A 12,826-nucleotide genomic window follows, 5' to 3' on the forward strand; every position below is an offset into this window, starting at 1 on the left:
CCTTCGCTGTGGCGATATCGCATGTTCCGCTTTCCGCTGATCCGCGTTCGGGCTGCGGTCGGCGCGCCGCTGCGGCCGTGACCACGGCTGCCTGCGATGCTACGGGCCGCAGGCCGGGCAGGCCATGATCGAGCGTCCAGCGAACCTGCGCGATCGTCCACGACAGCTAGAGGTGAATGCCCGGGCGGCGGCCGTACGGCGGCGTCGACGTCCGGCTCGGGGCAGGAAGTTCGGCGAGAACCTCGCCGGTGGCCAGGGTGACCGTGGTGAAGGTGGTGCCGTTCCCAGCGGTCCACTCGCCGCCGACGAGCATGCCGGTACGCATGGCTGGTTCTCCTCCTGCGCGAGTGATGCGGTGTCAGGAAGCGGCGAGGATGAGGTCGGAGGCCTTCTCGTTGCCGACCATGATCGAAGGGGCGCTGGTGTTGCCGGAGGGCACCGACGGCATGATCGAGGCATCCGCTACGCGGATGCCGAGGTGCGCAGTGGGCGGCTGCCCAGCAGTGTGCCGGGTCCTCTGCCACGGAGGACCCGGCTAGGCGAGTTGGGAAGCGAGTTGGGTGCAGTTCGAGATGAGTGACCTGCTTGGGGCTGCGGCGCGACGGGAGTCGCTGGGTAGGGATCAGACCGTCGAAAGAGCTCACGGGCAGGTAGCGCCAACGCTCTGGATAGGTGACTGGCCCGCGGAAACTCCGCCGCTCAGTTCGCTCAGTTGACGTCACAGGGTCCCGGAGCGCAATGCGAAGGCGACAGCGTGGGCCCGGTTACGCAGTCCGATGCGGTTGGTCATGCCACTGATGATGTTCTTGATGGTGCGCTCGGAATAGCTCACCTTCTGGGCGATCTCTGTCGTGTCCAGGCCGTCCGCCAGCAGCCGCAGCACCTCCACTTCGCGGACCTCCAGTCCGGACGGCGTCAGCCCCATCGGCCCCAGCACGTCGCCGTGGACCGTGCTGATGTGGGGTGGCGGCCGGGGTCGCGGCCCGTCGCGGAACATTGCTGAAGCGAGACGCCATGTCAGCGGTGCGCGGTCCGCCTCGTGCTCTACTACGGCCCGCTGTCGGCCGGGGTTCAGCCGCCCGCTCCGCCCGTCACCAACTGACTGAGTATCAGAAAGCAACGGCGCGTCCATCGAGGGCCGGAAGCATGCGAGACGTCCTCGGGCGTTCCGACGCGGCGGTTCATCAGGGGACGTTCCCAGCTGTCATCCGTACGCCGACCCGCTGCCGTTCGAGCAGTCGGCGTGGTCTGAAAGGCTCGGTCGAACCACCATGTACGTCACGTCGTCTTCAATCGCTCTGAAGGAAGACGGGAAATTGCCCGCGGTCGCCTCGTTGTCCTGCAGCGTTGCACAGCACGTTGCAGGCTCCGAGAAGGTGGTCCCGGACAGAGGCCAGGACTTCATGCGGGCGATCAGTACGGCGGAAGCCGACCTGCTGCGCCTCGCCAAGACACTCACCCTGGGTGACGTCCACAGCGCTGAAGACCTCGTCCAGGAGGCGCTGTTACGGGCCTGGCGCCACGCGGATCGGCTCATCTCCACCCAAGGACTCGCGCGTCCCTGGCTCTTCACCGTGGTGCGGCGGCTGGCCATCGACCGTGTCCGGACCTCTCACGCGCGTCCGGTCGAGCTGTGCGCATCGGACGTGGACGTAGACGTGGTGCCCGATGTAGGCGAGCGCATGCTCACCTCGCATGTGCTGAAGAAGGCGATGGCGGACCTGACTCCGCCCCACCGCGAGGTACTTGTTCACCGGTACTACCTCGATCGCAGTGTTGAGGGCACCGCGGCCGCATTGAATCTCCCGATCGGCACGGTGAAGTCCCGCACCAGCCATGCGTTGCGGGCACTGCGCCAAGGCTTGATGCCCCAGGGAATCCACGCGGCGTGAACTCCAGACGACCGCTGAAGGTGGTGATCTTCAGCTTGGCCGCGCCCTCGACGTCGAAGGTTCCGGCGGCGAGGTGTTCGGCGAAGCGGATCCCGGCGGGCGAGAGACGGGTGATCTGTTCGTTGGAGGCGATCGTGGCGGAACGGGTTCCTCGTCGGTGGTGGTCAGGCGGTCGTGGGGACGGAGGCGGACGGGCAGGGCCTGGCCTCCGGCAACCAGTCGAAGAGGGCCCTGAGGACGGTGGCAACTTCCGTGCCTTCGACCTCACCCCTCAGGGATGTTCCGCGACGGGCCGTGGCCCTGGCATCGCCACGGCGATGCGTCCCAGGAAGGACGTTTGAGGGTGATCTCGATCGCGATCCTCGCCAGCGACCCGGTCACCGGGGAGGGAGCCGCCTCCTGCCTGAGCAGGCAGCGGGAACTGACAGTGCTGCCCCCGCAGGAGCACGAGCGGGCGGACGTGATTCTGATGCTGACAGTGGACGTCACCGACGAGACGACGCTGCTCATGGAAGCGTCGTCCGCCCGCTCGGTCAATCCGGGCATGGGAATCGTGCTGGTCACCGCAAGTGTGTGCGAGGGCCAGGTGGTGCGGGCGGTTCAGTTCGGCCTGCGCAGCGTGATATGGCGTCAGGATGCCGGGCTCGACAGAATCGCCAAGGCCATCCGAGGTGTCGCCGACGGATGCGGCGTGCTGCCCGCCTCGGTCCAGGGCTGGCTCATCAACCACATCGGCACGGTCCACGGCGACGTGCTGGGGCCGATGGGGCTGACGCCGTCCGGACTGGAGGTCCGCGAAGTGGAGGTGCTGCGGCTGCTGGCGGACGGCCTGGACACGACAGAGATCGCCCAGAAGCTGAGCTATTCCGAGCGCACCATCAAGAACATCATCAGCGGCATGACCAACCGCATCGGACTGCGTAACCGGGCCCACGCGGTCGCCTTCGCATTGCGCTCCGGGACCCTGTGACGTCAACTGAGCGAACTGAGGGCGGAGTTTCCGCGGGCCAGTCACCTATCCAGAGGTCCTCTCCCACGGTGCTGGTCACTGCGGCCAAGCCCGTGGACCGCAACTGGCAGCCATCGACCGAGAACCGGGCCGCTGAACAGGTCGTAGTGCAAAACGTACCCCCGTAAGCCGTACAGGAGATTCGCATGTCCAGTCACCTTGAAGTCCTTGTGGTCGGAGCCGGCATCGCCGGCCTTGCGACCGCCACCGCGCTTCACCGCGAGGGAATGTCCGTCGACGTCATCGAGCGTTCTCCTGAGAGCCGAGCCATGGGGGCTGGGCTCTTCCTGCCCGGGAACAGCGTCCGCGCGCTGACCGCACTGGGGCTGGGGAAACACCTCACCGCGCAGGGAACGCCCATGCCCGGCCAGCGGCTGATGGACCACCGGGGCAGGGTGCTGGCCGACATCGACATGGCCGAACTGTGGAGAGGCACCGCCGGTTGCGTGGGCATCACCCGAGGCGACCTCCATGCGGCCCTGCAGGACATCGCGCCGGTGCCTGTCCGCCACGAGGTCACCGTGGTCTCGCTCAAGCAATCCGACGACGGTGTGCACGACGACGGTGTGCACGTGGAGTTCAGCGACGGCGGGAGCGGCCGGTACGACGTGGTCGTGGGAGCGGACGGCATACGGTCGGGTCTGCGAGAGTCAGTCGATCCGGCGGCCGGTGCCCGCTACCTCGGGCAGGTCTGCTGGCGCTTCCTGACCGACGCCCCCGACATCGACCGGTGGACCGCGTGGCTGGGCCCGGGGACGGCCTTCCTGGCCTACCCCGTCGGCGGGGGCCAGGTGTGCTGCTACGCCGACGTGGCGGCCGCCTCACCCAAGGACCCGACCACCGCCGCCGGTCTTCTCGGGCTCTTCTCCGGCTATGACCAGCGCGTACGGGACCTGCTGGCCACACCCGCCGCCCATGAGGCGTACTTCTCACCGGTGGAGGAGGTCAGCGGCGAGACATGGGTGCGCGGACGCGTCGTGCTCGTCGGGGACGCCGCGCACGCCAGCTCGCCCAACATGGCCCAGGGCGTCGCCATGGCCGTCGAGGACGCTCAGGTCCTCGCCGAGGTACTGGCCACCGGGGGTGACACCGAGGACCTCCTCCAGCAGTACGTCCAGCGCAGGCTCTCCCGCACCCGGTGGGTCCAGCGGCAGACCCACCGGCGCGAACGGTCCAGGTCCATGCCGCCCGCCGTGCGCAACATCGCGTTCCGCTACGGCGCCAAGGCCTTGTGGGAGCGCGGCTACGCCCCGCTGCGCGACCTGCCCTGACTCCGGCCCTGACGCCGCCTGTACGCACCACAGGCGTGCCGGTCGTGGAGGCGCCGGCGGACTCAGCACTGTGTCCGCGCCCGGCCGTCTATCTAGATCTGGCGATCATTTGCGCAGGTCAGAAGCCTTCCTTCGAGTAGGGACATAAGGGCGGTGGCGTCAACAATGAAGGTCAATGCGACGTGCGAAGGACTGACGGTGGCTCACGAGACAGCCGGACCCATGCCGGGCAATGTGGGAGGGATACATGAAAGCGATACCTGAGATTGTCGGGCGTGATGAATTCGACGCCCTGGTCATCAGGACCAACTACGACGACGAGGCCGCATGGCAGGCGGTGGTGGCGGACCTGGCTCAGTCATGGTGCGACATCGGCGAGTTCGAAGCCTCCGTCCACCTCATCGACGATCCTGCCTGGGCCGATCTTGGGCCCGATGAGGTCCTCAACGCGGCGAGGCGGGATGAAAACCTGAGCGTGGTGTTCCTCGCCGACCGGGTCACGATGCGGTCTGTTCATCGCGCGCTGCTGGCCCTCCACATCACCGACGAAGAAGACGAAGACCTCGACCCGATGTACTACGAGGCGCTCATCGCCTCCCCGCCACCTCGCGGATTCAGGACCGTTCCGGTCGGCGTCCACGACGTGCACGCAAATCTGTCGATCGGCAACATGGACTTCGCGGAATTCGCCAAGGCAGCGTTCGCCGATCCCGACCGAATCTACCGGTCCTTCTGAGCGTGCTACTCCCGCTCCCCTCACGGATCGTCTGCCGCAGGCTGGTTGGACCCGCGGTCCGCGCCGACATCCTCGGCCTGACCGCGCGGCCCGTCACGGACCCCGCCCCCCTCAAGCGGCTGCTGACCAGCCCCGATGTCTCCAAGGACCCGCGCCCACTGGCCCGACGCAGTAGGCATCAAAGAGATCACGGACAAGGCTGGCGTACCCAAGGGCTCGTTCTACAGCTACTACAGCAGCAAGAACGCTTTCGCCGCTGCCGTCCTCAGGCAATACTGGGCGGCGATCGTCCGCGATCATGCCTCCCTCCTCAGCGACGAGTCCACTCCACCCGTGCGGCGCCTCGTCCGGTTCTTCGAGGCTCTGACTCGCGATCGCGCCGAGCAGGGCTTCGCATTGGGATGCCTTATCGGCAATCTGGCCCTCGAGCTGTCCGACGACAATCGAGAGGCGCGCGAGGAGCCGGCCGCCATCATGGACCGCTGGTCCTGCCTGGTCGCAGCCTGCCTCGCGGAAGCCAGGAGTGAGCAGAGCGTCGCAGATTCCCCTGGGGCCACCGAGCTGGCATCCCTGATCATCGAATCCTGGGAGGGTGCGGTCATGCGGGGGCGCGTCGATCGAAGCAGTGCCCCCTTACGACCGCTTCCTCACTGCATCCCTGCCGCGACTGCTCGGCATGCAGGCGACCTCCACCTGAGCGTCGACGAGCCCCCGCAGTGCGCTTTACACAGAAGGGGCAGGGACCAACCCCGCGGGCGCGGGGAGCAGCTGACCGCCCGACTGACCGCTGAACAGCGCTGGGGGTCATCCCCGCGGGCGCGGGGAGCAGATTCGGCGCTGCAGCGGCAGGTCCATCAGTGACGGGTCATCCCCGCGGGCGCGGGGAGCAGTTCTTGCGCATATTCGTCCCCCGTCCTCCCCTGGGGTCATCCCCGCGGGCGCGGGGAGCAGGTTGATGCCGTCGATCAGGTAAGGCTGTAGGGGGGTCATCCCCGCGGGCGCGGGGAGCAGACTCCGCCACCTGGGAAGTTATCGCGGCACGGCATGATTCTGAGCACTTCTACAGATTTCGACAATGGGCACAAATAGGCCATAGGTTACGCATCCTGCCCTACCAGACGCTTCGCCCTGCCACTGGGTGCCGGGCAGTGCTCCCGTGAATTCGCTCGCCACCCACCCACCACCTCCACGTCTACCGTGCCTGGCGGGAACATAGTGCTCGTGTGCGACCTCGGCGTGAGCCTCTGCCCGTTCGAATCAGGTCACTTCGCCGCCCCGGACGCCGTCCCGCGGCACGCTCCGCTTCGCCAGCCAGCGGACGAGAGTTGTCGGCTGGGGGCACACTCATGGCGCCCTTGGGCCAGCGTGCACATCGCGTGCACCATCGCGCGGGAACTCCCGGGAAGCCGCAGGTACAAACGGGAACCCCATCGGGATGCATTGTGGCCCTGGCCAGGGCAAACACCCTGGTCAGGGCCACAATGGCAGACGAGTCGAGCTGTACGCCGGGTTCTGTCTCCGCCGGGCCTCGCGGCCCGGTGGGAGGCGGTCATCCATCTAGGACCGGCGTTGCCGCCGGCCTCGTGCGGTCCACCCGCGGACTCGGGCGGGCAGCCCTCGATCGTCCGCGCAGGACCATCTGCCGATGGCCCCTCTTGACCTTGCTCCGGGTGGGGTTTACCGAGCCGTCCGAGTCACCTCGGACGCTGGTGGTCTCTTACACCACCGTTTCACCCTTACCGTGGGCCGAGGCCCCCGGCGGTCTGTTTTCTGTGGCACTGTCCCGCGGGTCACCCCGGGTGGGCGTTACCCACCACCCTGCCCTGTGGAGCCCGGACGTTCCTCGGCAGGACCCAAGGTCCCGCCGCGACCGCCCGCTCGGCTCGTCTGCCGTGTTGACCATGGTACCCGCCGCCGCGGGCCCCGAGGCCGGAGGCCGTTAGGCTGCGACGCCGGGGCCGCACCCCCGACCCATCGCGTGAAGGAGATCCACCGTGCTCGTGCTGTTGCCGCCGTCCGAAGGAAAGGCCGTCGGCGGGCCCGGGGCGCCGCTCAGGCCCGAGGGGCTGTCCCTCCAGGGGCTCGGGCGGGCGCGGGAAGCGGTGCTCGACGAGCTGGTCTCGCTCTGCTCGGACGACGAGGAGAAGGCGCGCGACGTGCTCGGCCTGAGCGAGGGGCTGCGCGGCGAGGTGACCAAGAACGCCGCCCTGCGCACCGCACCGGCCCGCCCCGCAGGCGACATCTACACCGGCGTGCTCTACGACGCCCTCGGCCTGCCCTCGCTCGAGGCGGCCGCCCGCAGGCGGGCCAGGCGCTCGCTGCTGGTGTTCTCCGGGCTGTGGGGTGCGGTGCGGATCGGCGACCGGATTCCGTCGTACCGCTGCTCGATGGGCGTCAGGCTGCCGGGGCTCGGGGCGCTCGGCGCGTACTGGCGGGAGCCGATGGCCGAGGTCATGCCGGAGGTGGCGGGGAACGGGCTCGTGCTGGACCTGCGGTCCGCCGCGTACGCCACCGCCTGGAGGCCGAAGGGCGAGGTCGCGGGACGTACGGCGGCCGTACGCGTGCTCCACTCGCAGAGGGTGGACGGCGTCGAGAAGCGGTCCGTGGTCAGCCACTTCAACAAGGCCACCAAGGGCCGGCTCGTACGGGACCTGCTGACGGCCGGGTTCACGCCGAAGGGCCCGGCCGAGCTGGTGGAGGCGCTGAGCGAGCTCGGATACGTGGTGGAGGCGGAGGCGCCCGCGAGGCGTGGCACCGCCTGGCGGCTGGATGTCGTCGTGACCGAGATCCACTGAGGGCGGGCCGGCCCAGACGCCTCGTTGCACCATGTGCAACATTCATTGCGCATGGTGTTGAACGCCCGGCAGGATGGCGCCATGACTTCCGTGCTCGACCTCGCGCCCGTCATCCCCGTCGTGGTCCTCGAGGACGCAGCGGACGCCGTGCCGCTCGCCCGCGCGCTGGTGTCCGGGGGCCTTCCCGCGATCGAGGTCACGCTGCGGACGCGCGCCGCGCCCGCCGCGATCCGGGCCATCGCCGACGAGGTGCCGGACGCGGTGGTCGGCGCGGGCACCGTGATCTCGCCCGGGGGCGCGGAGCTCGCGGCCTCCGCCGGGTCCCGCTTCCTGGTCAGCCCGGGCTGGACGGACCGGCTGCTCGACGCGATGAAGGGGTCGGGGCTGCCGTTCCTGCCGGGTGTCTCGACCACCTCGGAGGTCGTGGCGCTGCTGGAGCGCGGCGTGACGGAGATGAAGTTCTTCCCGGCGGAGGCGGCGGGCGGCACCGCGTACCTCAAGTCCCTTTCCTCGCCGCTCCCTCGGGCCCGCTTCTGCCCGACGGGCGGGATCGGCGCGCTCTCGGCGCCGTCGTATCTGGCGCTGCCGAACGTGGGCTGCGTGGGCGGTACGTGGATGCTGCCGCCGGATGCCCTCCGGGCGAGGGACTGGGGGCGCGTGGAGCAGCTGGCCCGCGAGGCCGCGGCACTCAGCGACCGTATCGCGCGCTGACACGACCGAGGCGCGCGTTCGGCGCGGCCGAGTCACGGGCTGACACGACCGAGGCGCGCGCTGACGCGGGCCCAATCGCGCGCTGGCGCGGCCGAATCGCGCAGTCCGGGACCCCCGGTCCACGCCCGCCCCTGCGCCGCGTCCGCGTACAGCGGTGCGAGCATGCGTTCCGCGGGGCCGGGGGGACCTCCCAGGCGGAGCTCTGGGGGAGGGTGGGCACACCGCGACCACCGGCGTGCAGCCGCGTACGAAACGCCAACCCACGGGTACGGGTGGCCACTGTCGCCGGGTGCGGGCCGGTTGTGCCCACCCTCCCCCATAGCCTGAACGGCATGGGGGTACCCCCATCGCCCTGGCGGAACGCATGCCCACAGCTTCCGGGCTTGGCCTCGCGACCCATGGGTCGCGGGGCCAAGCCCGTTCACGCCGGGCTCACCGCAGGTGGCTCGTGTCGTTGAGCAGGCGCACCGACGCGTTGCCGTCCCCGTAGTACGCCACCGCCGACAGCGACGCCGCCGAGAGCTCCATCCGGAACAGGGACTCCGGCGGGGCCCCGAGCGCCAGCCGTACGAGCGTCTTGACCGGCGTGACGTGGGTGACCAGCAAGACCGTACGGCCCGCGTAGCGCGCGAGGAGCTTGTCGCGGGAGAGCGCGACGCGGCGCGAGACGTGCGCGAAGCTCTCGCCGCCGCCCGTCGGGGCCGCCTTGGGCGAGGCCAGCCAGGCGTCGAGGTCCACCGGGTAGCGGTCCCGTACCTCCGCGAAGGTCAGCCCCTCCCAGGCCCCGAAGTCCGTCTCGCGCAGCCCTTCGTCGGTACGGACGTCGAGCCCGAGCCTGCGGGCCACGAGCTCCGCCGTCTCGTGGCAGCGGCGCAGCGGTGAGCTGACGACCGCCTGGATCGTGCCGCGTGCGGCGAGGACCGCCGCGACCTGCTCGGCCTGGCGGCGGCCGGCGGGCGACAGTCCGGGGTCGGTGCCGCCGCTGCCGGAGAAGCGCTTCTGCGGTGTCAGGGCGGTCTCACCATGCCGCAGCAGGACGAGGGTGGTCGGGGTGCCCAGGTCCGCGGGCGCCGCCCAGCCGACAGCGGCCGCCCTGGGCGCGGCGAGCGGCTCCGCAACAGGTGCCTCGACGGCCGCTGCCCCGGCGGCCTCCGCGGCGCCTCCCACATCCAGCGCCGCCGTCGACCGCGACGGCTCCCACTGCTCGCCGCGCTTCCCCGCGTCCATCGCCTCGTTCGCGAGCCGGTCCGCGTGCTTGTTCCGCTCTCGCGGAATCCACTCGTACGAGACCTGCTCCGGCGGGAACACCGTCTTCGCCTCGGCCGCCAGCGGGCGCATGCCCGGGTGCTTGATCTTCCAGCGGCCCGTCATCTGCTCGACGACGAGCTTGGAGTCCATCCGCACCTGCACCTCGGCGTCCGGGTCGAGCGCGTGGGCCGCCCGGAGCCCGGCGATCAAACCCCGGTACTCGGCCACGTTGTTGGTCGCCGTGCCGATGAACTCGGCGGCCTCGGCGAGCGGCTCGCCCGTCGCCGCATCACGGACGACCGCGCCGTACCCCGCGGGACCCGGGTTGCCCCGGGAGCCGCCGTCCGCCTCGACGACGAACCGCCGCCCCCCTCGACTCCCTGCGCTCATCGGGCCTACAGCCCCGATTCGGGCGTACGGACCAGGATGCGGCGGCAGTTCTCGCACCGCAGGACCTCGTCCGGGGCCGCGGCCCGCACCTCGTTCATCTCGGTGATGGCCAGTTCCTGGCGGCAGCCCTCGCAGCGCCGCTGGTAGAGCCGCGCCGCGCCGACGCCGCCCTGCTGCGTGCGCAGCTTCTCGTACAGCTTCAGCAGGTCGGCGGGTACGGCGGCGGCGGCGAGCTCGCGTTCCTTCGACACCGCCGCGGCCTCGCCGTCGAACTCCTCCTCGGCCGCGTCCCGCCGGGCCTTCGCGTCGGCGGCCTTGGCCTCGACGGACTCGACCCGCCCGGTCAGCTCCACGACCCGCTCCTGCGCGGACTCGCGGCGCTCCATCACCTCGAGGACGACGTCCTCCAGGTCGCCCTGCCGCTTGGCGAGCGAGGCGATCTCGTGCTGCAGGTTCTCCAGGTCCTTCGGGGACGTGATGGCCCCGGAGTCCAGCCGCTGCTGGTCGCGGGCGGCGCGCTGGCGCACCTGCTCCACGTCCTGCTCCGCCTTCGTCTGCTCGCGGGCGGTGTCGCTCTCCTCGGTCTGGGCGGCGACCAGCAGGTCGCGCAGCTGGGCGAGGTCGGCGTTCAGGGTCTCGATCTCCGCGTGTTCCGGCAGGCTCCTGCGCTTGTGCGCGAGCTGCGACAGACGGAGGTCGAGGGCCTGGACGTCGAGCAGGCGGATCTGGTCGGCGGGCGCGGCGTTCAGTTGGGGGCTCCTGTGGTGGCGTTGGGGTGGGACGCCGCGTGGGCGCTCCAGGGGTCGGTGACCGTACGGGAGATGTGCGTGCGCAGATTCCAGCCGTGCCGGTCGGAGATCTCGTCGAGCTGGGCGGCCGCCTGCTCGATCCAGGGCCACTCGGTGGCCCAGTGCGCCGCGTCCACCAGGGCCGGCGGGCTCTGGTGCCGGGCCTCCTGCTGGGCCTCGGACGCGGGGTGGTGGCGCAGGTCCGCGGTGAGATACACATCCGCGCCCGCGCGCCGTACGTCGTCGAAGAGGCTGTCGCCCGAGCCACCGCAGACCGCGACCCTGGAGACCGTACGGCCCGGGTCGCCGGCGATGCGGATGCCCTGCGCGGTGGCGGGGAGCCGGGCGGCGGCGCGCTCGGCGAAGGCCCCCAGCGTCATGGGCTCGTCGAGTTCGCAGATCCGGCCGAGGCCGCGGCGGCCCGCCGGGTCGGTCGGGTCGGCGACGAGCGGCCCGGTGATCCGCAGGTCGAGCGCGCCGGCGAGCGCGTCGGAGACGCCGGGGTCGGCGCGGTCGGCGTTGGTGTGCGCGACGTGCAGCGCGATGTCGTTCTTGATGAGGGTGTGCACGACGCGGCCCTTGAAGGTGGAGGCCGCGACCGTCGTCGTACCGCGCAGATAGAGCGGGTGGTGCGTGATCAGCAGGTCGGCGCCGAGCTTCACGGCCTCGTCGGCGACGTCCTGGACGGGGTCGACGGCGAAGAGGACGCGCTGCACACCGGCGTCCGGATCACCGCATACGGTGCCGACGGCGTCCCACTCCTCCGCCCGCTCCGGCGGCCAGAGGGCGTCGAGCGCGGCGATGACTTCGAACAGTGCGGGCACGGGTGAGAGGTTACCTCCGACCCGTGCCCGTACGCGTTGCCGCTACTTGACGAGGTGGCCACGGAGGTCGTCGAGGACGCTGTTCGCGGCCGTCACTCCGAGACCCAGGTACCAGGTCTCGTCCGGCACGTCCTTGGCCCGGCCCGCCTTCACCGCGCCGAGCTTCTTCCACAGCGGGTTGTCCTCGGCCTTCGCACGCTGCGTGTCGCCGGGGTCGCCGTAGACGCCGGTGAAGATCCAGTCGGCGTCGGCCTCGTCGATCCTCTCCGGGCTGATCTCCGCCGCCAGGTCGTTGATCTGCTGGTTCCTGGGCCGCGGCAGGCCGGTGTCCTCGAGGATGGTGCCGATGAAGGACGCCTTGGCGTAGAGGCGGATCATGTCCGGCATGTAGCGGAGCATAGTGATTGTGGGCCTCTTCCCGCCCTTCGCGTCGAGGTCGTGGCCCAGCTTCCTGGCCCTGGCCTCGTACGAGGCGAGGTTCCTCTTCGCCTGCTCGGTCCTGTCGAGGGCGGCAGCGTTGAGGAGGTAGTTCTCCTTCCAGGTGAAGCCTGGACGGATGGAGAACACGGTCGGCGCGATCTTGGAGAGCTCGTCGTACTTGTCGGCGGCGCGCAGCTGGCTGCCCAGGATCAGGTCGGGCTTGAGGTGGTGGATCGCCTCGAGGTTGAGGTTGTTGATGGTCCCGACGCTCTGCGGGCTGCCCGCGTCCTTCTTCAGGTACTCGGGGATCCCGTCGTCGCCCTCGGTCGGGCTGTAGCCGACGGGCTTGACGCCGAGCGAGACGACGTTGTCCAGCTCGCCGACATCCAGGACCACGACCCGCTTCGGCCTGGCCTCGATCTCGGTCTCGCCCATCGCGTGCTCGACGGTCCGCGGGAACTGGCCCGCCTTGGCATCGGTGCCCATCCTCGCCGTGTCCTCGGCGGCCTTGGCGAAGTCCTCGCCGCCCTGAGCCACCGCCTTCTTCTGGTCCGCCTTGCCGTTGCCACCTCCGCCGGAGTTCCCACCGCCGCAGGCCGTAAGGGACAGCGCGGTGGCCAGGGCGAGGGTGACGGCGGCGGTACCGCGGCGGCGCAGTGACATGACGGGCTCCAGAGGGATCGAACGAAGGGGGGCCCTCGTGCGGCCGCACGGCACGGGGCCGGCGCTGACTTAGGCGTGC

General features: G+C 70.2%; 12 protein-coding genes, 1 other RNA gene, 2 pseudogenes and 1 CRISPR repeat array. Of the genes and pseudogenes, 7 read left to right on the top strand and 8 right to left on the bottom strand.

Annotated features, from left to right (window positions below):
* Nucleotides 1–166: 166 nt before the first annotated feature.
* The 3 genes and pseudogenes from ACTWP8_RS00995 to ACTWP8_RS01005 all read right to left on the bottom strand — a co-directional run.
* The gene (locus ACTWP8_RS00995; RefSeq protein ID WP_443320220.1) at nt 167–325 is read right to left on the bottom strand and encodes a hypothetical protein; all 159 of its coding nucleotides are present in this window, start codon (nt 323–325) and stop codon (nt 167–169) included.
* 33 nt (nt 326–358) lie between these two features.
* Nucleotides 359–472: a GMC oxidoreductase gene (locus tag ACTWP8_RS01000; protein ID WP_443320438.1), complete on the bottom strand. Its 114-nt coding sequence runs from the start codon at nt 470–472 to the stop codon at nt 359–361.
* Between the two features lie 246 nt (nt 473–718).
* Nucleotides 719–907, bottom strand: a pseudogene (locus tag ACTWP8_RS01005) (response regulator transcription factor); the annotation flags it as partial.
* Between the two features lie 364 nt (nt 908–1,271).
* On the opposite strand from ACTWP8_RS01005, the gene ACTWP8_RS01010 reads away from it, so the two are divergent.
* The 5 genes and pseudogenes from ACTWP8_RS01010 to ACTWP8_RS01030 all read left to right on the top strand — a co-directional run.
* A complete protein-coding gene (locus ACTWP8_RS01010; protein ID WP_443320221.1) occupies nt 1,272–1,892 on the top strand; it encodes a sigma-70 family RNA polymerase sigma factor in 621 nt (206 codons plus the stop codon).
* 343 nt (nt 1,893–2,235) lie between these two features.
* Nucleotides 2,236–2,862: a helix-turn-helix transcriptional regulator gene (locus ACTWP8_RS01015; RefSeq protein ID WP_443320222.1), complete on the top strand. Its 627-nt coding sequence runs from the start codon at nt 2,236–2,238 to the stop codon at nt 2,860–2,862.
* 185 nt (nt 2,863–3,047) lie between these two features.
* On the top strand, nt 3,048–4,172 hold the full coding sequence (locus ACTWP8_RS01020; protein ID WP_443320223.1) for an FAD-dependent oxidoreductase: 1,125 nt from the start codon (nt 3,048–3,050) through the stop codon (nt 4,170–4,172).
* 247 nt (nt 4,173–4,419) lie between these two features.
* Nucleotides 4,420–4,908 carry a DUF6924 domain-containing protein gene (locus ACTWP8_RS01025; RefSeq protein ID WP_443320224.1) on the top strand — a complete coding sequence of 163 codons (489 nt, stop codon included), beginning with the start codon at nt 4,420–4,422 and terminating at the stop codon, nt 4,906–4,908.
* A 135-nt stretch (nt 4,909–5,043) separates the two neighbouring features.
* Nucleotides 5,044–5,535 (top strand): annotated as a pseudogene (locus tag ACTWP8_RS01030) (TetR family transcriptional regulator C-terminal domain-containing protein); the annotation flags it as partial.
* Nucleotides 5,536–5,648: 113 nt separating this feature from the next.
* Nucleotides 5,649–5,919: a CRISPR direct-repeat array (repeat unit 28 nt; unit sequence GGGTCATCCCCGCGGGCGCGGGGAGCAG).
* Between the two features lie 474 nt (nt 5,920–6,393).
* Here the strand turns inward: ACTWP8_RS01030 and rnpB are convergent.
* Nucleotides 6,394–6,794, bottom strand: an RNA gene (gene rnpB, locus ACTWP8_RS01035) — RNase P RNA component class A.
* 108 nt (nt 6,795–6,902) lie between these two features.
* On the opposite strand from rnpB, the gene yaaA reads away from it, so the two are divergent.
* Nucleotides 6,903–7,703 (top strand): peroxide stress protein YaaA, encoded by an 801-nt coding sequence (gene yaaA / locus ACTWP8_RS01040; protein ID WP_443320225.1) that lies wholly within the window; start codon nt 6,903–6,905, stop codon nt 7,701–7,703.
* A gap of 81 nt (nt 7,704–7,784) precedes the next feature.
* A complete protein-coding gene (gene eda / locus ACTWP8_RS01045) occupies nt 7,785–8,414 on the top strand; it encodes a bifunctional 4-hydroxy-2-oxoglutarate aldolase/2-dehydro-3-deoxy-phosphogluconate aldolase (protein ID WP_443320226.1) in 630 nt (209 codons plus the stop codon).
* Nucleotides 8,415–8,846: 432 nt separating this feature from the next.
* Here eda and ACTWP8_RS01050 read toward each other — a convergent pair whose 3' ends face one another.
* Genes ACTWP8_RS01050 through ACTWP8_RS01065 form a run of 4 tightly spaced genes read right to left on the bottom strand, consistent with a single transcriptional unit; the run spans nt 8,847 to nt 12,747 of the window.
* Complete coding sequence (locus tag ACTWP8_RS01050) at nt 8,847–10,052, bottom strand: bifunctional RNase H/acid phosphatase (RefSeq protein WP_443320227.1); 1,206 nt, start codon at nt 10,050–10,052, stop codon at nt 8,847–8,849.
* A 5-nt stretch (nt 10,053–10,057) separates the two neighbouring features.
* A complete protein-coding gene (locus tag ACTWP8_RS01055; RefSeq protein ID WP_443320439.1) occupies nt 10,058–10,801 on the bottom strand; it encodes a zinc ribbon domain-containing protein in 744 nt (247 codons plus the stop codon).
* Nucleotides 10,798–11,664, bottom strand: a complete 867-nt coding sequence (locus ACTWP8_RS01060) for a Nif3-like dinuclear metal center hexameric protein (RefSeq protein WP_443320228.1) — start codon at nt 11,662–11,664, stop codon at nt 10,798–10,800. The genes ACTWP8_RS01055 and ACTWP8_RS01060 overlap by 4 nt, the downstream gene beginning before the upstream one ends.
* A gap of 42 nt (nt 11,665–11,706) precedes the next feature.
* Complete coding sequence (locus ACTWP8_RS01065; RefSeq protein ID WP_443320229.1) at nt 11,707–12,747, bottom strand: ABC transporter substrate-binding protein; 1,041 nt, start codon at nt 12,745–12,747, stop codon at nt 11,707–11,709.
* Nucleotides 12,748–12,826: the final 79 nt, after the last annotated feature.

The organism is Streptomyces sp. 7N604, from assembly GCF_052245475.1.
Taxonomy (GTDB): Bacteria; Actinomycetota; Actinomycetes; order Streptomycetales; family Streptomycetaceae; genus Streptomyces.

Coding starts and splice junctions, on each gene's coding strand:
- eda (WP_443320226.1), top strand. CDS start 7,785: ATGACTTCCGTGCTCGACCTCGCGCCCGTCATCCCCGTCGTGGTCCTC.
- ACTWP8_RS01025 (WP_443320224.1), top strand. CDS start 4,420: ATGAAAGCGATACCTGAGATTGTCGGGCGTGATGAATTCGACGCCCTG.
- ACTWP8_RS01050 (WP_443320227.1), bottom strand. CDS start 10,052: ATGAGCGCAGGGAGTCGAGGGGGGCGGCGGTTCGTCGTCGAGGCGGAC.
- ACTWP8_RS01010 (WP_443320221.1), top strand. CDS start 1,272: ATGTACGTCACGTCGTCTTCAATCGCTCTGAAGGAAGACGGGAAATTG.
- ACTWP8_RS00995 (WP_443320220.1), bottom strand. CDS start 325: ATGCGTACCGGCATGCTCGTCGGCGGCGAGTGGACCGCTGGGAACGGC.
- ACTWP8_RS01020 (WP_443320223.1), top strand. CDS start 3,048: ATGTCCAGTCACCTTGAAGTCCTTGTGGTCGGAGCCGGCATCGCCGGC.
- ACTWP8_RS01065 (WP_443320229.1), bottom strand. CDS start 12,747: ATGTCACTGCGCCGCCGCGGTACCGCCGCCGTCACCCTCGCCCTGGCC.